Origin of the sequence: Streptomyces sp. NPDC015139 (genome assembly GCF_043079785.1) — a bacterium.
GTDB lineage: Bacteria > Actinomycetota > Actinomycetes > Streptomycetales > Streptomycetaceae > Streptomyces > Streptomyces albidocamelliae.
In genome coordinates this window covers 449,090-472,127 of sequence record NZ_JBIBUW010000007.1, presented here as the reverse complement: position 1 = coordinate 472,127, position 23,038 = coordinate 449,090, and the positions used below count along the sequence as shown (strand labels likewise).

Here is a 23,038-nt window from a genome sequence, read left to right as displayed (position 1 = left end):
CCTCACCTGCACCTCTGCCGTCGTTACGAGAATGGGATGATGTCGTTTATGAAGGGACGAGTCCTTGTCGTCGACGACGACACCGCACTGGCCGAGATGCTCGGCATTGTGCTGCGTGGTGAAGGTTTTGAGCCGTCTTTCGTAGCAGACGGCGACAAGGCGCTTGCCGCTTTCCGTGAGGCCAAACCCGATCTTGTGCTGCTCGACCTGATGCTTCCCGGCCGGGACGGCATCGAGGTGTGCCGCCTGATCCGGGCGGAGTCCGGTGTGCCGATCGTGATGCTCACGGCGAAGAGCGACACCGTCGATGTCGTCGTGGGCCTGGAGTCCGGCGCCGACGACTACATCGTGAAGCCGTTCAAGCCCAAGGAGCTGGTGGCCCGCATCCGTGCGCGGCTGCGCAGGTCCGAGGAGCCGGCGCCGGAGCAGCTGACCATCGGTGACCTGGTCATCGACGTGGCCGGACACTCGGTGAAGCGGGAGGGGCAGTCCATTGCGCTGACCCCCCTGGAGTTCGACCTGCTGGTCGCGCTCGCCCGCAAACCGTGGCAGGTGTTCACGCGCGAGGTGCTCCTCGAGCAGGTGTGGGGCTATCGCCACGCCGCCGACACCCGCCTCGTCAACGTGCACGTCCAGCGGCTGCGCTCCAAGGTCGAGAAGGACCCGGAGCGGCCGGAGATCGTGGTGACCGTCCGTGGTGTCGGTTACAAGGCAGGACCGAGCTGACATGCCCGGGGACAGCGCCGCTTCGGCTCCCGGCGGGTCCGGGGCACGCCCGGGGCGGCCTGTCGGCCGGGCGGGAGTGAACACGCGTTTCAGGCGTCTCTTCGAGGGCGGGCTGCTGCGGGGCGGTGTCCAGGGCAGCCCGGTCCTCAGGCTGTTCCTGCGCTGGGTGCGCCGGCCTCTGCTGCCGGTCATGCGGTTGTGGCGGCGCAACATTCAGCTCAGGGTCGTCGCCACGACCCTGCTGATGTCGCTGGGCGTCGTCCTGCTGCTCGGCTTCGTCGTGATCGGTCAGGTGCGCAACGGTCTGCTCGACGCCAAGGTGAGGGCGTCGCAGAGCCAGGCCACGGGCGGTTTCGCGGTCGCCAAGCAGAAGGCGGACGACACGATGGCGAGCGGGACCGGTGCGGGCACCGGTGCCGGCACGGCCGACGGCGGCGCGAGCCCGGACGGGCGGCAGTCGCAGAACGTCATCCAGTGGATGAGCGAGCTCGTGACGTCGCTGGCCAGCGGCGGCGCGGGAGCCTTCGACGTGGTGACGCTGCCCGTGGGCGACGACAGCGGCGGCGGGCGCAGCCCGCGCGGCTCCGGGAACGTCAACCCGACCTCCAGCGTGCCCGCCGACCTGCGTGAGCGCGTCAACGGCGGTACGACGGCCGCGCAGAGCTATACGAGGATCGTCTACTCCGTCGACAAGGAGTCGCAGCCGGCGCTGGTCATCGGCAAGCAGGTCAACGACCCGAACGGGCGCCCGTACGAGCTGTACTACCTCTTCCCGCTCACGCAGGAGGAGAAGTCGCTGAGCCTGGTCAAGGGCACTCTGGCGACCGCCGGGCTGTTCGTCGTCGTCCTGCTCGGCGCCATCGCCTGGCTGGTGGTGCGGCAGGTCGTCACCCCGGTCCGGATGGCGGCCGGGATCGCGGAGCGGCTGTCCGCCGGGCGGCTGCAGGAGCGGATGAAGGTCACCGGCGAGGACGACATCGCGCGCCTCGGCGAGGCGTTCAACAAGATGGCGCAGAATCTCCAGCTGAAGATCCAGCAGCTGGAGGACCTGTCGCGGATGCAGCGCCGGTTCGTCTCCGACGTATCGCACGAGCTGCGCACCCCGCTGACGACCGTCCGCATGGCGGCGGACGTCATCCACGAGGCGCGCGAGGACTTCGACCCGGTGACCGCGCGGTCGGCCGAGCTGCTCGCCGACCAGCTGGACCGGTTCGAGTCGCTGCTGGCGGACCTGCTGGAGATCAGCCGCTTCGACGCGGGCGCGGCGGCCCTGGAGGCCGAGCCGATAGACCTCAGGGAGGTCGTCCGGCGCGTGGTCAGCGGCGCCGAGCCGCTCGCCGAGCGCAAGGGCACGCACATACGTGTGGTCGGTGACCAGCAGCCCGTCGTCGCCGAGGCCGACGCCCGCCGTCTGGAGCGCGTGCTGCGCAATCTGGTCGTCAACGCGGTGGAGCACGGTGAGGGCAAGGACGTCGTCGTCAAGCTCGCCGCGGCCGGCGGTGCGGTCGCCGTCGCGGTGCGCGACTACGGCGTCGGACTCAAGCCGGGTGAGGCGACCAGGGTCTTCAGCCGCTTCTGGCGGGCGGACCCGGCACGCGCGCGTACCACCGGCGGTACGGGCCTCGGGCTGTCGATCGCCCTGGAGGACGCACGGCTGCACGGCGGCTGGCTGCAGGCCTGGGGCGAGCCGGGCGGCGGCTCGCAGTTCCGGCTGACGCTGCCCAGGACCGCCGACGAGCCGCTGCGGGGCTCGCCGATACCGCTGGAGCCGAAGGACTCGCGCCGCAATCGCGGTCTCGACGACGCCGGTCTGCCGCGCGGGGGCGAGGAGAAGCGGGCGACCGTACCGGTGCAGCAGGGTGGCGGGCAGGCGCCCGCGCTCCCGCCGCGCGGCTCGATCACGCCCCGCCTGGCCACGGTCACGCCCGCGGCCGACCCGACCGCGATGCCCGGCAACGGCAACGGCGCGCGCGTGGTGCCCAGGCCCTCGGGCGGCGCACGGCGTGCGGACGACGGCGGCGCCGAGCATCCGGCACCCGGCGCGAGCCCGGCCCGCCCGGACGCGGCCGAACAGGGGGACACCACCGAGCACACCGAGCCAGGGGAGGCATTTCGTGGGCGCTGACCGCAGGGGGGGCGCCCACGGGCGGCCGGGTCGCGCGGTGGCTTACGCCGCAGTGGGGGTCGTTCTGCTGACCGGGTGCGCCTCGATGCCCGACAGCGGGGATCTGCGGAACGTGGAGTCCACGCCACGGCAGGACACGGGGGTACGGGTGTTCGCCATGCCGCCGGCCGACGGCGCCGGCCCGGGCGAGATCATGCAGGGCTTCCTGGAGGCGCTCACCAGCGACGACACGGAGTACGACACCGCTCGCAAGTATCTGACGGCCGACGCGGCGCGCGCCTGGCGTCCCGAGCACTCGACCACGGTGCTCACCAACGGGCCGAGCATCGAGACCGACTGCCAGGCGAGCGGGCGGGAGGAGGCGGGCAGCGTCACCTGCGTCCTGGCCGGCAGCCAGGTCGCCACGGTCGACGCGCAGCAGGCGTACAAGCCCGCCGACGGGCCGTACCGCAAGAAACTGCACCTCAGCAAGGACGGCAAGAGCGGGCAGTGGCGCATCGACGGGCTGCCCGACGGTGTCGTCATGGGCAAGTCGGACTTCCAGCGGAACTACACCTCCGTCGACAAGTACTACTTCGCCTCCAACACGGCGGTCGGGACGACCGGAGAACCGGTGTCGGTGGCCGACCCGGTGTTCGTGCGCAGCAAGGTGGACCCGATGACGCAGATGGTCCGCTCGCTGCTGCGGGGGCCCACCAGATGGCTGGGGCCGGTGGTCAGGTCCAGCTTCCCCACGGGCACGGCGCTGCGGAAGGACGTGTCCGGGCTGACACCGGACGACCAGAACAAGCTGACCGTGCCGCTGAACCTCAAGGCGTCGCAGGTCGCGGCGAGCAAGTGCTCCGAGATGGCGACCCAGGTGCTGTTCACCCTGCGGAACCTCGCCCCGACGCTGGAGTCCGTCGAGCTGACGGGGCTCGGTGGCGGTCCGCTGTGCGAGCTGGACGAGGAGCACGCCGAGTCCAGCGCCTGGCACGGGTCGGACCGGCGCCCGGAGTTCCTGTACTACCTCGACGGCAAGCACCGGCTGGTGCGGATGTCGACCGGCAGCCCGGGCGCGGGGGGCGTCCCGGTGCCTGGTCCGCTGGGTGAGGGCAACAAGGGACTGCAGTCGGTGGCGGTCTCACGGGACGAGCACAACGCGGCCGGGGTGGGTGACAACGGCAGGTCGCTGTACGTGGCGTCGCTGTCGGCGTCCGGCTCGCTCGGGGATCCGCTGGTGACCAGCAACGGCCCGAGCCCCGAGGACCGGCTCACCACGCCCAGTTGGGACGCGCGCGGGGATCTGTGGGTCGCCGACCGCGACCCGGACCACACGCGGCTGAAGGTCCTGCAGCAGGGCGTCGCGGAACCGGAGGACGTCGCCGTCCCCGGCCTGCCCGGCAAGATCAAGGACGTGCGGGTGGCCGCCGACGGCACCCGGATCGCGCTGGTCGTGGAGCAGAAGGGCGGCAGGCAGTCGCTGCTCATCGGCCGGATCCAGCGTGACAACGGCACCGGGCAGGGCATCCTGGTGGACGACCTCAGGTCCGCGGCCCCCGATCTGGAGCAGGTCAGCGCCATCTCCTGGGCCGGGGACAGCAGGCTGCTCGCGGTCGGCCGGGAGCAGGGCGGTGTGCAGCAGATGCGGTACGTCGAGGTCGACGGCTCCACGCTGAACAGCCCGGCGCCCGGCGCGCTGCCGGGTGTGAAGGCCGTCGCGGCGTCCGAGGACGAGCGGGTACCCCTGGTGGCCTATTCGGACGACGGGATCGTCCGGCTGCCGTCCGGTGCGCAGTGGCAGAAGGTGGACAAGGACGGAACGGCGCCGGTCTACCCGGGCTGAGCGGGGTCGTTCGGGGCCCGTGCGTGGTGCGGGCCCGGCCGTGGCGTGGTGTCCGGCTGTGGCGTGGTGCGGCGCCCGTCCGTGGTGCGGCCCTCGTCTGTGATGAGGCCCCCGTCCGTGATGAGGCGCCACGGGCCGCGAGGCGTGGGCTGTCCGGGCATCGGGGTCCGCCCGTGGGCCCCTGCCGCCGGTACGCCGTCTCGCCTTCGCGGTTGTCCACAGGTTGTTGTCCACAGGGGTGGCCGGTCCGCTCCGGCGTTGGCACAGTGGTGGCCATGCGCGGGTGGTGGCAGGACCTCACCGACCTGGTGCTTCCGGCCGAGTGCGCGGGCTGCGGGGCGCCTCGTACCGCGCTCTGCCCGGGGTGCCGGGCCGCGCTGGGCGCAGGCCGTCCTCGGCGGGTCCGGCCGGTGCCGGAGCCGGCCGGGCTGCCGGTGGTGCATGCCGCGGCTCCCTACGCGGACCGGGTGCGGGCACTGCTCCTGGCCCACAAGGAGCGGGGCGCGCTGACCCTCGCCGGGGCACTGGGCGCCGCCCTGGCGGGAGTCGTGCGAGAGGGGCTCGCGGGGAGCGACGCGGGGGCCGGTTCCGGTGGTGGGCCGGTGGTGCTGGTGCCCGTGCCGTCCGCCCGGTGGGCCGTGCGGGCACGCGGACACGATCCGGTACGGCGGATGGCGCTCGCGGCGGCCGGTGAGCTGCGGCGCACCGGGACACCGGCCCGGGTGGCGGCCGTACTGCGGCAGCGGCGGGCCGTGGCGGACCAGGCCGGGCTGGACGCGCGCCGGCGCCGGGTGAACCTCGCGGGCGCACTGGAGGTGACGCCGGGCGCCGGCCGGCTGCTCGGCGCTGGGCGGGTCGTGCTCGTCGACGACCTCGTCACCACGGGCGCCAGCCTCACGGAGGCCGCGCGTGCCCTGCGGGACTCGGCCGGATGGCAGGGCGGGATTCCGAACGGAGGGGGAAGCGGAGTGAGCAGAGTCGTGTACTCGGCCGTAAGTCGGGAAGGTAGGGAGGAACGACGAAGAGCAGCGTGGCAGGAGAGGGGGAAGTGGGTGCATGGTGCACCGGAAAAGGCGATGGTGAACGTCCTCGGACCGACTCTCCGGGCAGCGGTGATCGCTGCTCCTCGGGATTCTTTGGAAATAAACAGGAACTGAGACCCGACTTGCATCGTTGCAGGTAGTGGGAGGGGTAATTCACCTGAACGGAGGTACGCCGCAGTAGAGGGTGACGACATCCGTCCGGGCGAGATATGTTCAGTTGTGAGGAAAGGCGCGGGCCGTCCCTCGCCATATCCGAATGCCTTGCCGTGGGTTTTGCGCAATCACCCGCGGCGGTGGGGTGGAGATCTCGCCCACGGGGGAGGAGGAGGTGGAAGTCACCGAGTCCGAGGCCCTGGTGACCACCGGGCCTGGTGCAAAAGGGAGATGCTCCGCCCATGCAGCGGAGCGATCCGGGAACGGAGTTCTGCGTGGACATCGTCGTCAAAGGCCGCAAGACCGAGGTGCCCGAGCGGTTCCGCAAGCACGTGGCCGAGAAGCTGAAGCTGGAGAAGATCCAGCGGCTCGATGCCAAGGTGATCAGCCTCGACGTCGAGGTGTCCAAGGAGCCGAACCCCCGACAGGCCGACCGCTGTGACCGAGTGGAGATCACCCTCCGCTCCCGCGGTCCGGTGATCCGGGCGGAGGCAGCGGCCAGCGACCCGTACGCGGCACTCGACCTGGCGGCGGAGAAACTGGATGCCCGACTGCGCAAGCAGCACGACAAGCGGTTCTCGCGCCGGGGGGCGCGCCGGATCTCTGCGGCAGAGGTCCCCGACCACGTCCCGGGCGCAGCCACGCTCAACGGCAACGGCCTCCCCGTCCACGAGGAGGAGACGGACGGAGTGCCGACCAAGAAGATCGGTTCGCTGGAGGTCAAGGGTGAAGGCCCCCTCATCGTCCGCGAGAAGACCCACGTCGCCTCCCCGATGACGCTCGACCAGGCCCTCTACGAGATGGAACTGGTCGGCCACGACTTCTACTTGTTCGTCGACTCCGAGACGAAGGAGCCGAGTGTCGTCTACCGGCGACACGCCTACGACTACGGCGTGATCCACCTCAGCACGGACCCGATGGTCGCAGAGGGGCAGCCTCCCGCGGCCGGTGGCACGCTGGGCGGCTGACGTACCCGGCAGAAGCTGAGCAGGTGCCCCTGGAGCGCGTGTGCGCCCCCAGGGGCACCTGTGTGCGACCACTTCGCGCCCCGCAGGTCACCTCCGTGACGCCCGGACATGGAATCATGGCCGCACAGGCCCAACCGGTGGGCCGCTGCCTTGGGTTGGCGATGGCACAGGACCGCAGGCCGCAGCCTTCAGGGGGAGGAACGATGGCGGACACTTTCGGACCGATGCGGAACGAGGGTGCCGACGACGATGTCATCGGCATGAACCCGGACACGGGCTCTTCACGCGCGGAACCGATCAGAGTCCTGGTCGTCGACGACCACGCCCTGTTCCGGCGCGGCCTGGAGATCGTGCTCGCGGCCGAGGAGGACATCCAGGTCGTCGGTGAGGCGGGCGACGGCGCCGAGGCGGTCGACAAGGCCGCCGACCTGCTGCCCGACATCGTGCTGATGGACGTCCGCATGCCCAAGCGCGGCGGGATCGAGGCCTGTACCTCCATCAAGGAGGTGGCCCCCAGCGCGAAGATCATCATGCTGACGATCAGCGACGAGGAGGCCGACCTCTACGAGGCGATCAAGGCCGGTGCGACCGGATACCTCCTCAAGGAGATCTCCACGGACGAGGTGGCCACCGCCATCCGCGCCGTGGCGGACGGGCAGTCGCAGATCAGCCCGTCCATGGCCTCGAAGCTCCTGACCGAGTTCAAGTCGATGATCCAGCGCACCGACGAGCGCCGGCTGGTGCCGGCGCCGCGGCTCACCGACCGCGAACTGGAAGTCCTCAAGCTCGTCGCCACGGGCATGAACAACAGGGACATCGCCAAGGAGTTGTTCATCTCCGAGAACACCGTGAAGAACCACGTCCGCAACATCCTGGAGAAGCTGCAGCTGCACTCCAGGATGGAGGCCGTGGTCTACGCGATGCGGGAGAAGATCCTGGAGATCCGCTAGCGGATCCGGCGGCGTCAGGCGAGGACGCGCGCGAGCTCCCTCACCAGGGGCTCGCGCAGGCCGGGCGCCTCCACCCGCTCCACGCGGACGTCCGTGCAGTTCACCCAGGTCGCCGCCTCGAGCAGGGCCTGGGCGACCGCCGGGACATCCTTCGCGTCGTCCAGGGCGACCTGCTTGGCCACCAGCGTGGCGCCCTCGCGGGCCGGATCGACACGCCCGACCAGCCGGCCACCCGCGAGCACCGGCATCGCGAAGTAGCCGTACACCCGCTTGGGCTTGGGGACGTAGGCCTCCAGGCGGTGGGTGAAGCCGAAGATCCGCTCCGTGCGCGCCCGCTCCCAGATCAGCGAGTCGAACGGCGACAGCAGCGTGGTGCGGTGCCGGCCGCGGGGCGGTGTCGCCAGGGCCACGGGATCGGCCCAGGCGGGCTTGCCCCAGCCCTCGACCTCGACCGGGACCAGGCCCGAGTCGGCGATCACCGCGTCGACCTGCTCGCCCTTGAGCCGGTGGTAGTCGGCGATGTCCGCGCGCGTGCCGACACCGAGGGACTCGCCGGCCAGCCGGACCAGCCGGCGCAGGCACTCGGCGTCGTCCAGCTCGTCGTGCAGCAGCGCCTGCGGGACCGCGCGCTCGGCCAGGTCGTACAACCGCTTCCAGCCGCGCCGCTCGACGCAGACCACCTCGCCGTACATCAGCGCCCGCTCCACGGCGACCTTGGTGCCCGACCAGTCCCACCAGTCGCTGGTCTTCTTCGCGCCGCCCAGCTCCGTGGCGGTCAGCGGGCCCTCCGCGCGCAGCTGCTTGACGACCTGGTCGTAGGCGCCGTCGGGCAGTTCGTGGTTCCAGTGCGGGCGGTTGCGGTAGGCGCGGCGGCGGAAGGCGAAGTGCGGCCACTCCTCGATGGGCAGGATGCACGCCGCGTGGGACCAGTACTCGAAGGCGTGCGCGTCCTTCCAGTACGCGGACTCGACCGTCTTGCGGGCGACCGCGCCGAGCCGGGCGTACGGCACCAGTTCGTGGGACCGGGCGAGCACCGAGATCGTGTCGAGCTGGACCGCGCCGAGGTGGCGCAGCACCCCGCGGACACCCGCCCGCCGGTCGGGGGCGCCGAGGAAACCCTGGGCGCGCAGGACGATACGCCGGGCGTCGTCCGCGGTGAGGCTGGTGGTGGGGCGCGGCAGGGTCGTCATGCCTCGGACGATAGAGGCTGCCTCTGACAGTCCGCGGTGAGCTGGGCTTTCACCCGGCGCCGGCCTGCGGTCGGGGATGGGCGGGCAGGTACGGAGCCGTCGACGGCAGGCCGAGGTCCGAGGGGAGCAGGGAGCCGACCCAGCAGTCGCGGCGTACCCCTTTGTTGTTGATGCCGGAGCGCAGGGTGCCCTCGACGGTGAAGCCCGCGCGTTCGGCCACCGCGCGCGATGCGTGGTTGCCGACCTCGGCGCGCCACTCGACGCGGTCGACGCCGACCGCGGTGAAGATCCAGCGGCAGGCGGCGAGGGTCGCCTCGGTGACATAGCCGCGGCCGCGGTGTTCGCGGGCCGCCCAGAAACCGAGCTCGGCCGTGCCCAGCGAGTGCATCGTGAGGCCGAGCATGCCGGCCAGTTCCCCGCCGGGCAGGAAGACGCCGAAGGTGAGGGCCGAGCCCTGTACCCAGCCGTCGGGGACCAACCGCTCGGTGAAACTCCGGGCGTGCTCCCGCAGATAGGGCGAGGGGATCGTCGTCCAGCGCTGGATGTCGGGGTCCTGCGCGGCCCGGTGCACCGCCTCGGTGTCGTCCGGTCCGACGGTGCGCAGCAGGAGGCGGTCGGTGGTGAGGATGACGGGTTCCATCGGCCGATTCTGCGCGGGGTGCCCACGCGGGACCATCGGTTTTCGCGATGCGTGAGGGGGTGATCACATTTCGTGCAATTCCTCGGACGGATGCGGCACTATCCGCCGCGCCCGCCCGTTGTCCTGGGTGAAGCAGCCGTCGGGCCGCCAGGCCTCCCGACGCAGCCGGGTCCTCGCATACGATGGCGGTTGCTCAGTACGTCAAGGAAAACCGACCGTCCCAGGCCCGACCGGCAAGGAGACCAGCCCCCGTGTCCGTCCTCTCGAAGATCATGCGTGCAGGCGAAGGCAAGATCCTGCGCAAGCTGCACCGCATCGCGGACCAGGTCAACTCCATCGAAGAGGACTTCGTAGGCCTCTCCGACGCCGAGCTGCGAGCCCTCACCGAGGAGTACAAGCAGCGCTACGCCGACGGCGAGACCCTGGACGACCTGCTCCCCGAGGCGTTCGCCACCGTCCGCGAGGCCGCCAAGCGCGTCCTCGGCCAGCGTCACTACGACGTGCAGCTGATGGGCGGCGCCGCGCTCCACCTCGGATACGTCGCGGAGATGAAGACCGGTGAGGGCAAGACCCTCGTCGGCACGCTGCCCGCGTACCTGAACGCCCTGTCCGGAGACGGCGTCCACCTCATCACGGTCAACGACTACCTGGCCGAGCGCGACTCCGAGATGATGGGCCGGGTCCACAAGTTCCTGGGCCTCGACGTCGGCTGCATCCTCGCGAACATGACGCCGGCTCAGCGCCGCGAGCAGTACGCGTGCGACATCACGTACGGCACGAACAACGAGTTCGGCTTCGACTACCTGCGCGACAACATGGCGTGGTCGCAGGACGAGCTGGTGCAGCGCGGCCACAACTTCGCCATCGTCGACGAGGTCGACTCCATCCTCATCGACGAGGCCCGTACGCCGCTCATCATCTCCGGCCCTGCCGACCAGGCCACCAAGTGGTACGGCGACTTCGCCAAGCTGGTCGTCCGCCTCAAGCGCGGCGAGGCGGGCAACCCGCTCAAGGGCCTCGAGGAGACCGGCGACTACGACGTCGACGAGAAGAAGCGCACGGTCGCCATCCACGAGTCCGGTGTAGGCAAGGTCGAGGACTGGCTGGGCATCGACAACCTCTACGAGTCGGTGAACACCCCGCTCGTGGGTTACCTGAACAACGCCATCAAGGCCAAGGAACTCTTCAAGAAGGACAAGGACTACGTCGTCATCGACGGCGAGGTCATGATCGTCGACGAGCACACCGGCCGTATCCTCGCCGGCCGCCGTTACAACGAGGGCATGCACCAGGCGATCGAGGCGAAGGAAGGGGTGGACATCAAGGACGAGAACCAGACGCTCGCCACGATCACCCTGCAGAACTTCTTCCGCCTCTACTCGAAGCTCTCCGGCATGACCGGTACGGCGATGACCGAGGCCGCCGAGTTCCACCAGATCTACAAGCTCGGCGTGGTCCCGATCCCGACGAACAAGCCGATGGTCCGCAAGGACCAGTCGGACCTGATCTACCGCACCGAGGTGGCCAAGTTCGAGGCGGTCGTCGACGACATCGCCGAGAAGCACGAGAAGGGCCAGCCGATCCTGGTCGGCACGACCTCCGTCGAGAAGTCGGAGTACCTCTCGCAGCAGCTCAGCAAGCGCGGCATCCAGCACGAGGTGCTCAACGCCAAGCAGCACGAGCGCGAGGCCTCGATCGTCGCCCAGGCCGGCCGCAAGGGCGCCGTGACCGTCGCCACCAACATGGCCGGCCGCGGTACGGACATCAAGCTCGGCGGCAACCCCGAGGACCTCGCCGAGGCGGAGCTGCGCCAGCACGGCCTCGACCCCGAGGAGCACATCGAGGAGTGGGCCGCCGCGCTGCCCGCCGCGATGGACAAGGCCGAGCAGGCGGTCAAGGCCGAGAAGGACGAGGTCGAGGACCTCGGCGGGCTCTACGTGCTGGGCACCGAGCGGCACGAGTCGCGGCGCATCGACAACCAGCTGCGCGGTCGTTCCGGCCGTCAGGGCGACCCGGGCGAGTCCCGCTTCTACCTCTCCCTCGGCGACGACCTGATGCGCCTGTTCAAGGCGCAGATGGTCGAGCGCGTGATGTCGATGGCCAACGTGCCGGACGACGTGCCGATCGAGAACAAGATGGTCACCCGCGCGATCGCGTCCGCGCAGTCGCAGGTCGAGACGCAGAACTTCGAGACCCGCAAGAACGTCCTGAAGTACGACGAGGTCCTCAACCGCCAGCGTGAGGTCATCTACGGCGAGCGCCGCCGCGTCCTGGAGGGCGAGGACCTGCAGGAGCAGATCCACCACTTCATGGACGACACGATCGACGCGTACATCGACGCGGAGACCGCCGAGGGCTTCTCCGAGGACTGGGACCTGGACCGGCTGTGGGGCGCCTTCAAGCAGCTGTACCCGGTGAAGGTCACCATCGAGGAGCTGGAGGAGGCGGCCGGTGACCGTGCGGGTCTGACCGCCGAGTTCATCTCCGAGTCCATCAAGGAGGACGTCCACGAGCAGTACGAGGCCCGTGAGGGTCAGCTCGGCTCCGAGATCATGCGTGAGCTGGAGCGCCGGGTCGTGCTGTCGGTCCTGGACCGCAAGTGGCGTGAGCACCTCTACGAGATGGACTACCTCCAGGAGGGCATCGGCCTGCGCGCGATGGCGCAGAAGGACCCGCTGGTCGAGTACCAGCGCGAGGGCTTCGACATGTTCACCGCCATGATGGACGGCATCAAGGAGGAGTCCGTCGGCTACCTGTTCAACCTGGAGGTCCAGGTCGAGCAGCAGGTCGAGGAGGTCCCGGTCGAGGAGGCCGAGGCGGTCGGCGAGGGCCTTCAGGACGCGGTGCCGGCGCAGGCGGGCGCGCGTCCCGAGATCCGGGCGAAGGGGCTGGACGTGCCGCAGCGGCGCGACCTGCACTTCTCGGCGCCGACGGTGGACGGCGAGGGCGGCATCGTCGAGCGTGACCTGGAGGACGACGAGCCGGTGCGGTCCGAGTCGGACGGGCTCACGCGCGCGGAGCGCCGGCGTCAGGCCAAGGGCGGCCGCCGCCGCAAGAAGTAGGGGCCGCGCAAGCAGCGGCAGCCCGCGGCGTTTCAGCCGTTGAGCAGGGCCGGGTCTCCTTCGGGGGCCCGGCCCTGCTGTTCGTCCGCTCCGCCGCCGGGGTCGACTGCCTGCGGCTAGGCGGGCCTCGGGCCCGTCTCCACCGCCGTGCAGCGCCAGCGGAGGTCCTTGCCCTGTTCCAGGCGGAAGGCCAGGGCGCGCAGACGCCCGCCGGCGGCGATGCGGGCGAAGGCCTCGATGGCGCCGGTGCGCGGGACGAAGTAGCCGATGTCGTGGACCACGGGACACCCGCCGCGGGTGCGCAGCGGGCCGAGCGCGGCGAGGCGGGCCAGGTCGTCGTAGGCGCGGCCCGCGGTGTGCCGGAGCATCCAGTGGACGGGGCGCTGACCGCTCAGGACGGCCAGCAGGCGCTCCGCGAACAGGTCCGTGGGACGTGGCTGCCGTACGGCGGTTCCGGGCGGCGTGGGAGCCGTATCCGGACGCGCGGCCGTACGCGTCGTGCTCCTGGCGGGCGAGTGGGGCGGGGAGCCGGCGGGACGGCGGGTGTCGTGCCGGGTCGGCGGGCGGTGACGCGGGCGGGGCCGGGCGGCGGTGCGGCTCATGACCTTGTTCATGGGGGTCCCCGTTCGGCGGGCCCGGTCCATACCGGGCGGTAACAAGCTGTCGGGGGATCTTGTACGGGGGTGGGGGAGCGGTCGGCAAGGAAGTCGGTGCGGGGCGCGGGAGCCTGGAAGGTTCACCTATCCGAGTGGCCGGGCGGCCCGGCGGGCCCGTGTCCTGGCGGTGGCACCGGGTGAACGGGGAGGCATGGGGTGGACGCCGTCCGGGGGGTGGGGAGGGGCTCGAAAGGGGACGGGCGCACGTATCCTGAAGGCCCTCCGGGAGGCGTGCCAGCCGGGTCCCCGGGGCCTCAGCGAAGCCTTCAGGAAAGAGCTGCCAGCCATGCGCGTCTACGTCCCCCTGACTCTTCCCGGTCTCGCCGAGGCGCACAGGACGGGTGAGCTGGGGAGCGGCCCCTTCGCCGCGTACGCCGTCACCCCCGCGCTGCGCGAGTGGTACTCCTCCGAGGACACCGAGGAACTGGAGTACGCGGCGCTCGGCAGGGCGGCGCTGGCCTCGCTGCGGCTGCTCGCGGCCGAGCCGGACGCGGTGCGACGCCGGGTCGTGGTCGCGGTGGACGTGCCCGACGGCGCCGTCACCGCCGGCCCGGACCGCAGTGCCGATCCGGCCGCGCTCGGCGAGGTCACCGTGACGCCGACGGTGCCGCTCGCCAAGGCGGCCGCGGTGCACGTGGACGCGGACGACGCGGAGACGGACGTCGCCGCGGCGGCGGAGGCGCTGGAGGCGGCCGAGGGCGGCGACGGCGACGCGCAGCCCGCGGTGGACGGCGCGGACGACCACGAGCTGCTCTGGTACGCCACGCAGGAGATCCCCAGCCTGGTCCGACCTGCCTGACCTGGGAGGCCGCGCCGCCTGTCGGTGCGGGCGGGTACGGTCTTGGGCATGGGGATGCAGCCAAGCGCGCACATCGTCTGGGACTGGAACGGCACCCTGTTCCACGACAACGACGCGATCATCGGCGCGACCAACGCGGCCTTCGCGGAGCTGGGGCTCGCGCCGATCACGCTGGAGCAGTACCGCTCGCTGTACTGCGTGCCGGTGCCGAAGTTCTACGAGCGGTTGCTCGGCCGGCTGCCGACCGACGCCGAGTGGGAGCTGATGGACGGCGTGTTCCACCGGTACTACGCCGAGCACCGGGTGCGCTGCGGGCTCACGGCGGGGGCGGCCGAGCTGCTCGCGGGGTGGCGGTCGTCGGGGCGCAGCCAGTCGCTGCTGAGCATGTACGGTCACGCCGAGTTGGTGCCGCTGGTGCGGGGCTTCGGGATCGAGGCGCATTTCCTGCGGGTCGACGGGCGTACGGGGCCGTCGGGCGGGAGCAAGGCCGAGCACATGGTGCGGCATCTCGAGGCGCTGACCGGTGTGGCGGACCCCGCGCGGACGGTGGTGATCGGGGACGCGGCGGACGACGCGGTCGCGGCGAGGCACGTGGGGGCGCGGGCGGTGCTGTACACCGGGGGGTCGCACAGCCGGGCGAGCCTGGAGTCGGTCGGCGTGCCGGTCGTGGACACGCTGGAGGAAGCGGTGGCGGAGGCTCAGCGGATCGCGTAGGCCCGCCGGCGGGTGCGGGAGGTCCGTACGCGGCCTGTGCTGCTGGGCGGGGTTGGTTGCTGCGCTTGAGCCTGTCGTGGCGCGGGACTGCTCGGTGCCCGGTGCCTGTCCCCGGGCGGGTGATGGTTCGCCTGCGCTGTGGCTGGGCGGGGAACGGTTCGCTTGCCCGCGCTCGCGGGGTGCCGCTGCGCCCACCCGTGCCGCCCCGAGCGGCCCGACTGCCCGCGGCGGCGGCGCGCCGGCCGCCGGGTGGGCGCCGGCCCAGCGGCACGCGCCAGGGCAGGCGGAGGCTTTCGGGTGGGCGCCGAGCCCAGGGGTGCGACGGCCCGCTCCGCCGGTCGCCGCCCGCTCAGTTCGCCGGGGCCTTGGTGCGGAGTACTGTCAGGAACTCCCGCATCCAGGCCGGGTGGTCCGGCCAGGCGCGGGCGGAGACGAGAGTGCCGTCGACGACCGCCTCGGCGTCCTGGAAGCCCGCGCCGGCCGCCTGCATGTCGAGTTCCAGGGCCGGGTAGGCCGTGACCCGGCGCCCGCGCAGACTGTCGATCGCGGCGGTGAGCAGCGGCCCGTGGCAGATCTGGGCGACCGGCTTGTCGGAGTCGAAGAACGCCTTGAGGATCTTGCGCAGTTCGGGGTCGTTGCGGAGGTACTCGGGAGCCCGGCCGCCCGGGATGACGAGGGCCGCGTACTCGCCGGGGTCGACCTCGGAGAAGGCGAGGTCGGCGGGCCAGGTGTAGCCGGGTTTCTCGGTGTAGGTGTCGAAACCGGGCTCGAAGTCGTGCACGACGAAGCGGAGGGTCTTGCGGGTGGGGGCCGCGATGTGGACCTCGTAGCCCTCCTCGCGCAGGCGCTGGTAGGGGTAGAGGACTTCCAGGGACTCCGCTGCGTCTCCGGTGACGATGAGGATCTTCGCGGGCATGTCGGCTCCTCCGAGGCAGACTCCGGGACGGCCGCACCGTCCGCGCCGCCCTGGGCAACGTGCCTCCGCCGGGCTTGCTTGCCAAGGGGGCCCGTCGTTTTCAGGGTGCGGCCGTGGATCGCGGAACGCGACCGGTCGGGCACCTCGGGCCGACCGGATACGCCAAGCCTCCCCGTCCCGGCGCTGTGCAGAACGTCAAAGTTCCCCCCTCGGTTTTGTACACATACGGCTCATGACGGGTCCGGGGTGAGGAGCGATAGCCTTATGGCGTGATCAGCGCGATATCTCGCGGGGACCTCCGTGTCCCTGCCCTGCGCCCGGGTTGCACGGAACACCTCCGTGACCGGGCGGCGGTCGCTGGTCTTCGCGGGCGGGACGGAGGCATGGACGCCTCCCGGAAGCCGAGGACACCCCTGCACACGGCGGCGCCACGACGGGCGCCTCAGCCGTCGGACGTGTCGAGAATGGCCGAATACCCCCCGCTCATCTCACCTCGCGGCATAGCGTCGGAACCGACCGGACACCCCGGGACGTGGCGTCGTGTCGGAGGGAAAGAGACCGTACTTCCTTCTACGTCACGCAACGGCGCGCGACAGGAGTCAGAGGACAATGCAGACCAAGCTGGACGAAGCCAAGGCCGAGCTGCTCGAGAGGGCCGCCCGGGTAGCTGAGAACAGCCCGGTCGGGGGGCACCTACCGACCGGGACGACGAACGAGGGCGCTCCCGGCACCCCGGACAGCGAATCCGTGCTCACGTTCCTCCAGCGCTACTACCTGCACACCGCGCCGGAAGACCTCGCCGACCGCGACCCGGTCGACGCCTTCGGCGCAGCGCTCTCGCACTACCGGCTCGCCGAGAACCGCCCGCAGGGCACCGCGAACGTCCGGGTGCACACCCCGACCGTCGAGGAGAACGGGTGGACCTGCAGCCACACCGTGGTGGAGGTCGTCACCGACGACATGCCCTTCCTCGTCGACTCGGTCACCAATGAGCTGACCCGGCAGGGGCGCGGCATCCACGCCGTTATCCACCCGCAGTTCGTCGTCCGGCGCGACGTCACCGGCAAGCTGATCGAGGTCCTGCCGACCCCGGCCACCGGTGACCTCCCGCACGACGCGCACGTCGAGTCCTGGATCCACGTCGAGATCGACCGGGAGACCGACCGCGCCGACCTGAAGCAGATCTCCCTCGACCTGCTGCGCGTCCTGTCCGACGTCCGTGAGGCCGTCGAGGACTGGGAGAAGATGCGGGACACGGCGATCCGGATCGCCGACGGCCTGGAGGGCGAGCCCGCCCCCGGCGACCTGGCGAAGCCCGAGATCGAGGAAGCCCGCGAGCTGCTGCGCTGGCTGTCCGACGACCACTTCACGTTCCTCGGCTACCGCGAGTACCAGCTGCGCGAGGACGACACGCTCGCCGCCGTGGCCGGCACCGGTCTCGGCATACTGCGTTCGGACCCGCACCACGCCGAGGACGAGCAGCACCCGGTCAGCCCCTCCTTCGAGCGGCTGCCCGCCGACGCCCGGGCCAAGGCCCGCGAGCACAAACTGCTGGTGCTGACCAAGGCCAACAGCCGCGCCACCGTGCACCGGCCGTCGTACCTGGACTACATCGGCGTCAAGAAGTTCGACGCGGACGGCAACGTCGTCGGCGAGCGCCGCTTCCTCGGCCTGTTCTCCTCCGCCGCGTACACCGAGTCCGTGCGCCGGGTCCCGGTGATCCGCCGCAAGGTCGACGAGGTGCTGGCGCGCGCCGGGTTCTCGCCCCACAGCCACGACGGCCGCGACCTGCTCCAGATTCTGGAGACCTACCCGCGCGACGAGCTGTTCCAGACTCCGGCCGCCGAGCTCCAGGCCATCGCGACGAGCGTCCTCTACCTCCAGGAGCGCCGCCGGCTGCGGCTGTACCTGCGCCAGGACGAGTACGGCCGCTACTACTCGGCCCTCGTCTACCTGCCGCGCGACCGCTACACCACGGGTGTCCGCCTGCGGATCATCGACATCCTGAAGGAGGAGCTCGGCGGCATCAGCGTCGACTTCACGGCCTGGAACACCGAGTCGATCCTGTCCCGGCTGCACTTCGTCGTCCGCGTCCCGCAGGGCACCGAGCTGCCCCAGCTGTCCGACGCCGACAAGGAGCGCATCGAGGCCCGCCTGGTGGAGGCGGCCCGCTCCTGGACCGACGCGTTCGCCGAGGCGCTGACCGCCGAGTGCGGCGAGGAGCACGCGGCCGAGGTGCTGCGCCGCTACAACCACTCCTTCCCCGAGGGGTACAAGGCCGACCACTCCCCGCGCGCCGCGGTGGCCGACCTCGTCCACCTGGAGCAGCTGAGCGAGGACAAGACCTTCTCGCTGAGCCTGTACGAGCCGGTGGGTGCCGCGCCCGACGAGCGCCGTTTCAAGATCTACCAGAAGGGCGGCACGGTCTCCCTCTCCAAGGTCCTGCCGGTGCTCAGCATGCTGGGTGTCGAGGTGACCGACGAGCGGCCGTACGAGCTGCGCTGCGCGGACCGCACCACCGCCTGGATCTACGACTTCGGTCTGCGCATGCCGAAGTCGCTCGGCGGCGGCAACGGCGACTACCTCGGCGACGACGGCCGTGAGCGGTTCCAGGAGGCGTTCGCCGCGACCTGGACCGGCAAGGCGGAGAACGACGGCTTCAACGCCCTGGTGCTGAGCGCCGGTCTGACCTGGCGGCAGGCGATGGTGCTGCGCGCCTACGCCAAGTACCTGCGGCAGGCCGGTTCGACGTTCTCGCAGGACTACATGGAGGACACCCTCCGCGACAACGTCCACACCACACGGCTCCTCGTCTCCCTGTTCGAGGCGCGGATGTCCCCGGAGCGGCAGAAGGCCGGCCTGGAGCTGATCGACGCCCTCCTCGAAGAGGTCGACGCGGCCCTGGACCAGGTGGCGAGCCTGGACGAGGACCGCATCCTGCGGTCCTTCCTGACCGTCATCAAGGCGACCCTGCGCACGAACTTCTTCCAGGAGACGCTCGGCGCCAAGCCGCACGACTACGTCTCCATGAAGTTCGACCCGCAGGCCATCCCGGACCTGCCGGCCCCGCGCCCGGCGTACGAGATCTGGGTGTACTCGCCGCGCGTCGAAGGCGTGCACCTGCGCTTCGGCAAGGTCGCCCGAGGCGGTCTGCGCTGGTCCGACCGGCGCGAGGACTTCCGCACGGAGATCCTCGGCCTGGTCAAGGCGCAGATGGTGAAGAACACGGTCATCGTGCCGGTCGGCGCCAAGGGCGGCTTCGTCGCCAAGCAGCTGCCGGACCCGGCCGTGGACCGCGACGCCTGGCTGGCCGAGGGCATCGCCAGCTACAAGACGTTCATCTCGGCGCTGCTCGACATCACCGACAACATGGTGGCCGGCGAGGTCGTGCCGCCGCAGGACGTGGTCCGGCACGACGGTGACGACACCTACCTGGTGGTCGCCGCCGACAAGGGCACCGCGACCTTCTCGGACATCGCCAACGGCGTCGCCGAGAAGTACAACTTCTGGCTCGGTGACGCCTTCGCCTCCGGCGGCTCGGCCGGTTACGACCACAAGGGCATGGGCATCACCGCGCGCGGCGCCTGGGAGTCCGTGAAGCGGCACTTCCGCGAGCTGGGCGTGGACACGCAGAGCGAGGACTTCACGGTCGTCGGCATCGGCGACATGTCCGGTGACGTGTTCGGCAACGGCATGCTGCTCTCGGAGCACATCCGCCTGGTCGCCGCCTTCGACCACCGGCACATCTTCATCGACCCGAACCCGGACGCGGCCACCTCCTACGCCGAGCGTCGCCGCCTGTTCGAGCTGCCCCGCTCCAGCTGGGCCGACTACGACACGGCGCTGCTGTCGGCGGGCGGCGGGATCTTCCCGCGCAGCGCCAAGGCGATCACGCTGAACGCGCACATCCGGGAGGCCCTGGGCATCGAGGAGAAGATCTCCAAGATGACCCCGGCCGACCTGATGAAGGCGATCCTCGAGGCGCCGGTCGACCTGCTGTGGAACGGCGGCATCGGCACGTACGTGAAGTCCTCGGCGGAGTCGAACGCGGACGTCGGCGACAAGGCCAACGACGCCATCCGCGTCGACGGCGCCGACCTGCGCGTCAAGGTCGTCGGCGAGGGCGGCAACCTGGGCCTGACCCAGCTCGGCCGCATCGAGTTCGCGACGCACGGCGGGAAGATCAACACCGACGCCATCGACAACAGCGCCGGCGTGGACACCTCCGACCACGAGGTGAACATCAAGATCCTGCTGAACGGCCTGGTCGCCGAGGGCGACATGACCGTGAAGCAGCGCAACAAGCTGCTCGCCGAGATGACCGACGAGGTCGGCGCGCTGGTCCTGCGCAACAACTACGCGCAGAACACCGCCCTCGCCAACGCGCTCCTGCAGGCCAAGGACATGCTCCACGCCCAGCAGCGGTTCATCCGCCACCTGGTGCGCGAGGGCCATCTGGACCGGGCGCTGGAGTTCCTGCCGAGCGACCGGCAGATCCGCGAGCGCCTCGGCCAGGGCCACGGCCTGACCGGCCCCGAGACGGCCGTCGTGCTGGCGTACACGAAGATCACGGTCGCCGAGGAGCTGCTGCACACCTCCCTGCCGGACGACCCGTACCTGCGCACCCTGCTGCACGCGTACTTCCCGACCGCGCTGCGCGAGCGGTTCGCCGAGGCCATCGACAACCACCCGCTGCGCCGTGAGATCACCACGACCGTGCTGGTCAACGACACGGTCAACACGGGCGGTACGACGTACCTGCACCGTCTGCGCGAGGAGACCGGCGCCTCGCTGGAGGAGATCGTCCGCGCCCAGACCGTGGCCCGCACGATCTTCTGCTCCGCACCGGTGTGGGACGCGGTGGAGGCTCTGGACAACACGGTCGACGCGGCCGTCCAGACCCGCATCCGGCTGCACTCGCGTCGGCTGGTCGAGCGCGGCACCCGCTGGCTGCTCAACAACCGGCCGCAGCCGCTGCAGCTCGCCGAGACGGTCGAGTTCTTCGCGGAGCGGGTCGAGCAGGTCTGGCAGCAGCTGCCGAAGCTGCTGAAGGGCGCGGACCTGGAGTGGTACCAGCACGTGTACGACGAGCTGTCCGCGGCCGGCGTGCCGGACGAGGTGGCCACCCGGGTGGCCGGGTTCTCCTCCGCCTTCCCGGCGCTCGACATCGTCTCGGTGGCCGACCGCATGGGCAAGGAGCCGCTCGACGTCGCGGAGATCTACTACGACCTCGCCGACCGGCTGCACATCACCCAGCTGATGGACCGCATCATCGAGCTGCCCCGTGCCGACCGCTGGCAGTCCATGGCCCGCGCCTCCATCCGTGAGGACCTGTACGCGGCCCACGCGGCGCTCACCGCGGACGTCTTCGCCGTCGGCAACGGCGCCTCGTCGCCCGAGCAGCGGTTCACGGCGTGGGAGCAGAGGAACACGGCCATCCTGAGCCGGGCGCGCACGACCCTGGACGAGATCCGCGGTTCGGACTCGTTCGACCTCGCCAACCTGTCGGTGGCGATGCGCACGATGCGGACGCTGCTGCGCACGCACTCGTAGCCGTACGGCACGAAGGCGCCCCGGGCACATCGCGGCCCGGGGCGCCTTCCTTCTTGCCCGCTCCTCGCCGGCCCCTTGCCGGGAACGGGCGGTGAATTTACCGTTTCCTGCTGGTGGGTCCGATTCGGATAGGGTCTGCGGTGTGACACCGAACCCCGACGAGACATGCCCGCAGGATGCGTCCCGCGCCGTCTGACCTGGAGCCGGTGAGCCGGACAGCGCCCGCGAACGGCACCGCGCGGGCCGGCCGGTCACTGCCTCGGGTCGCCGCCGCGCTCGTCCTGGTGCTGCTGCTCCTGGTGATCGTCCGCCTGCCGTGGGCGGGCGACCTCGGCATGCACGCGGCCACGGTCCAGCGGCTGCGGCACAGCCTCCTGGACCCCGGTAACCCGCTGGTCGACGCCGACACGCCGAGTCCGTACTACTCGCCGTGGATGCTGGTGCTCGGCGCTCTGGCCAGGCTGACGGGTCTGTCGGTGTTCGTCGTGCTGCGCGTCGGCGCGCTCGTCGGACTCGGGCTGCTGGTCACGGGTGTCCTGCGGTACGTCCGCACCCTGAGCTCCCACCGGGCCGCGCCCCCGCTGGCGTTGCTGAGCCTGCTCCTCCTGTGGGGCCCGCTGCTGTTCGAATGGAGCGGCTTCCTCGGCCTGAACTCCCTGGCGCTGACGGTGTCGTACCCGAGTGTCCTCGCGCTGGGGCTCGGGTTCCACTTCTGGGCGTGGCTGACGCGCGCCGTGCGCGGGACGGCGGCGTGGGGGACCTGGGTGGCGCTCGGCGTGCTGTGGGCGCTGATCCTGCTGTGCCACCAGTTCACCGGCGTCGTGGCGTCGCTGGGCGCGGCGGCCGTGGTGCTCGCGGCGCGGCCCGCGCGGGCGGTGCTGCCGCGCCTGGGGGCCGCGCTCGCCTCGGGGCTGGTCGTGCTGTGGCTGTGGCCCTATTACGACTTCTTCGCCCTGTTCTTTGCCGGGGCGGACCTGGAGGCGATCCACCGGCCGCTGTACCAGCACCTGGCCGCGCGGTTCGGGCTGGTGCTGCTCGGCGTGGTGGCCCTGGCGTGCCGCGCGCGCCGGGACCGCCGGGATCCCCTGGTGCTGTTCTTCGCGCTCGGTGTGCTGGTGTTCGCCGCGGGCGGGCTGACCGGTCACTACTCGTGGGGCCGTGCCCTGCCCGCGGCACTGATCCCGGCCCAGCTGGCGGCCGCGCTGGAGACGGTGTCGGCCGGGCGGCGGGCGGTGCGGGCCGGGTGGGCGTGCGTGCTGGGCGCGGCGCTGGCGGTCGGGGCGTGGACGCAGGCCGGGACGCTCGGGTACGTCGTCCCGCGGGACCGGCTGCCCGCCGCGGTCGCCGCGAAGTACCGGACGCCGTGGGCCGGTTACCAGTGGATCATGCGGGCGGGCGTGCGGTACGGGGACGTGGTGATGGCGCGCACGTTCCCGGCGCGGCAGATCCCCGCGTACGGGCCGTACACGGTGGCGCCCGGCTATCCGGACGTGTTCCTCGCGGACGCGGACCGGAGGGCGGCGGCGGTCTCCCGGTACTTCGGGGGGTCCCCCGCGGAACGGCGCGGGATCGCACGGGAGTACGGGGTGCGGTGGGTGGTGGGACCGGAGAGCCTCGCCGGGGCCGGCCTGCGGAAGGTCACCGCGGGCCCGGGCGGCCAGGTCCTGTACCGCGTGGTGCCCTGAGCGGTCCGCGAACGCGGGGGTGTCCGCTCACCG

15 protein-coding genes are annotated in these 23,038 nt (G+C 71.2%); 11 read left to right on the top strand and 4 right to left on the bottom strand.

Annotation, left to right across the window (positions count from 1 at the left end; all coding sequences use genetic code 11):
* Positions 1-36 precede the first annotated feature (36 nt).
* The 6 genes from mtrA (at position 37) to ACF08B_RS22000 (ending at position 7,790) form a co-directional block, all read left to right on the top strand.
* Positions 37-726, top strand: a complete 690-nt coding sequence (gene mtrA / locus ACF08B_RS22025) for a two-component system response regulator MtrA (protein ID WP_187282414.1) — start codon at positions 37-39, stop codon at positions 724-726.
* 1 nt (position 727) lies between these two features.
* Positions 728-2,851 (top strand): MtrAB system histidine kinase MtrB, encoded by a 2,124-nt coding sequence (gene mtrB, locus ACF08B_RS22020; RefSeq protein ID WP_392318895.1) that lies wholly within the window; start codon positions 728-730, stop codon positions 2,849-2,851.
* Positions 2,841-4,676 (top strand): LpqB family beta-propeller domain-containing protein, encoded by a 1,836-nt coding sequence (locus ACF08B_RS22015; protein WP_392318894.1) that lies wholly within the window; start codon positions 2,841-2,843, stop codon positions 4,674-4,676. Before mtrB ends, ACF08B_RS22015 begins: the two co-directional genes overlap by 11 nt.
* A gap of 275 nt (positions 4,677-4,951) precedes the next feature.
* Positions 4,952-5,833 carry a ComF family protein gene (locus ACF08B_RS22010; RefSeq protein WP_392318893.1) on the top strand — a complete coding sequence of 294 codons (882 nt, stop codon included), beginning with the start codon at positions 4,952-4,954 and terminating at the stop codon, positions 5,831-5,833.
* Positions 5,834-6,147: 314 nt separating this feature from the next.
* On the top strand, positions 6,148-6,840 hold the full coding sequence (hpf, locus tag ACF08B_RS22005; RefSeq protein ID WP_107423840.1) for a ribosome hibernation-promoting factor, HPF/YfiA family: 693 nt from the start codon (positions 6,148-6,150) through the stop codon (positions 6,838-6,840).
* A 203-nt stretch (positions 6,841-7,043) separates the two neighbouring features.
* The gene (locus ACF08B_RS22000) at positions 7,044-7,790 is read left to right on the top strand and encodes a response regulator (RefSeq protein ID WP_392318892.1); all 747 of its coding nucleotides are present in this window, start codon (positions 7,044-7,046) and stop codon (positions 7,788-7,790) included.
* Between the two features lie 14 nt (positions 7,791-7,804).
* Here ACF08B_RS22000 and ACF08B_RS21995 read toward each other — a convergent pair whose 3' ends face one another.
* Together ACF08B_RS21995 and ACF08B_RS21990 are read right to left on the bottom strand one after the other, a co-directional pair.
* Entirely contained in the window at positions 7,805-8,980 is a 1,176-nt protein-coding gene (locus tag ACF08B_RS21995) for a winged helix-turn-helix domain-containing protein (protein WP_392318891.1), read from the bottom strand.
* A gap of 49 nt (positions 8,981-9,029) precedes the next feature.
* Positions 9,030-9,620 (bottom strand): GNAT family N-acetyltransferase, encoded by a 591-nt coding sequence (locus ACF08B_RS21990; RefSeq protein ID WP_392318890.1) that lies wholly within the window; start codon positions 9,618-9,620, stop codon positions 9,030-9,032.
* Positions 9,621-9,871: 251 nt separating this feature from the next.
* On the opposite strand from ACF08B_RS21990, the gene secA reads away from it, so the two are divergent.
* Positions 9,872-12,682, top strand: coding sequence for a preprotein translocase subunit SecA (gene secA / locus ACF08B_RS21985; RefSeq protein ID WP_392318889.1), 2,811 nt, complete (start codon positions 9,872-9,874; stop codon positions 12,680-12,682).
* A 116-nt stretch (positions 12,683-12,798) separates the two neighbouring features.
* On the opposite strand, the gene ACF08B_RS21980 is transcribed toward secA, so the two are convergent.
* Entirely contained in the window at positions 12,799-13,296 is a 498-nt protein-coding gene (locus tag ACF08B_RS21980) for an Rv3235 family protein (protein WP_392318888.1), read from the bottom strand.
* 328 nt (positions 13,297-13,624) lie between these two features.
* Between ACF08B_RS21980 and ACF08B_RS21975 the strand changes: the two genes are divergently transcribed.
* On the top strand, positions 13,625-14,137 hold the full coding sequence (locus ACF08B_RS21975) for a DUF6912 family protein (RefSeq protein ID WP_392318887.1): 513 nt from the start codon (positions 13,625-13,627) through the stop codon (positions 14,135-14,137).
* A 48-nt stretch (positions 14,138-14,185) separates the two neighbouring features.
* Positions 14,186-14,851 (top strand): HAD family hydrolase, encoded by a 666-nt coding sequence (locus ACF08B_RS21970; protein WP_392318886.1) that lies wholly within the window; start codon positions 14,186-14,188, stop codon positions 14,849-14,851.
* Between the two features lie 349 nt (positions 14,852-15,200).
* On the opposite strand, the gene ACF08B_RS21965 is transcribed toward ACF08B_RS21970, so the two are convergent.
* Positions 15,201-15,767 (bottom strand): DJ-1/PfpI family protein, encoded by a 567-nt coding sequence (locus tag ACF08B_RS21965; RefSeq protein WP_093696542.1) that lies wholly within the window; start codon positions 15,765-15,767, stop codon positions 15,201-15,203.
* Between the two features lie 609 nt (positions 15,768-16,376).
* Between ACF08B_RS21965 and ACF08B_RS21960 the strand changes: the two genes are divergently transcribed.
* Both ACF08B_RS21960 and ACF08B_RS21955 read left to right on the top strand, forming a co-directional pair.
* A complete protein-coding gene (locus tag ACF08B_RS21960) occupies positions 16,377-21,320 on the top strand; it encodes an NAD-glutamate dehydrogenase (protein ID WP_392318885.1) in 4,944 nt (1,647 codons plus the stop codon).
* A gap of 176 nt (positions 21,321-21,496) precedes the next feature.
* Positions 21,497-23,005, top strand: a complete 1,509-nt coding sequence (locus ACF08B_RS21955; protein WP_392318884.1) for a hypothetical protein — start codon at positions 21,497-21,499, stop codon at positions 23,003-23,005.
* Positions 23,006-23,038: the final 33 nt, after the last annotated feature.

Coding starts and splice junctions, on each gene's coding strand:
- ACF08B_RS21965 (WP_093696542.1), bottom strand. CDS start 15,767: ATGCCCGCGAAGATCCTCATCGTCACCGGAGACGCAGCGGAGTCCCTG.
- ACF08B_RS21980 (WP_392318888.1), bottom strand. CDS start 13,296: ATGAACAAGGTCATGAGCCGCACCGCCGCCCGGCCCCGCCCGCGTCAC.
- ACF08B_RS21990 (WP_392318890.1), bottom strand. CDS start 9,620: ATGGAACCCGTCATCCTCACCACCGACCGCCTCCTGCTGCGCACCGTC.
- mtrA (WP_187282414.1), top strand. CDS start 37: ATGATGTCGTTTATGAAGGGACGAGTCCTTGTCGTCGACGACGACACC.
- mtrB (WP_392318895.1), top strand. CDS start 728: ATGCCCGGGGACAGCGCCGCTTCGGCTCCCGGCGGGTCCGGGGCACGC.
- ACF08B_RS21970 (WP_392318886.1), top strand. CDS start 14,186: ATGGGGATGCAGCCAAGCGCGCACATCGTCTGGGACTGGAACGGCACC.
- ACF08B_RS21955 (WP_392318884.1), top strand. CDS start 21,497: ATGCGTCCCGCGCCGTCTGACCTGGAGCCGGTGAGCCGGACAGCGCCC.
- ACF08B_RS22000 (WP_392318892.1), top strand. CDS start 7,044: ATGGCGGACACTTTCGGACCGATGCGGAACGAGGGTGCCGACGACGAT.
- ACF08B_RS22010 (WP_392318893.1), top strand. CDS start 4,952: ATGCGCGGGTGGTGGCAGGACCTCACCGACCTGGTGCTTCCGGCCGAG.
- ACF08B_RS21960 (WP_392318885.1), top strand. CDS start 16,377: ATGCAGACCAAGCTGGACGAAGCCAAGGCCGAGCTGCTCGAGAGGGCC.
- ACF08B_RS21995 (WP_392318891.1), bottom strand. CDS start 8,980: ATGACGACCCTGCCGCGCCCCACCACCAGCCTCACCGCGGACGACGCC.
- ACF08B_RS21975 (WP_392318887.1), top strand. CDS start 13,625: ATGCGCGTCTACGTCCCCCTGACTCTTCCCGGTCTCGCCGAGGCGCAC.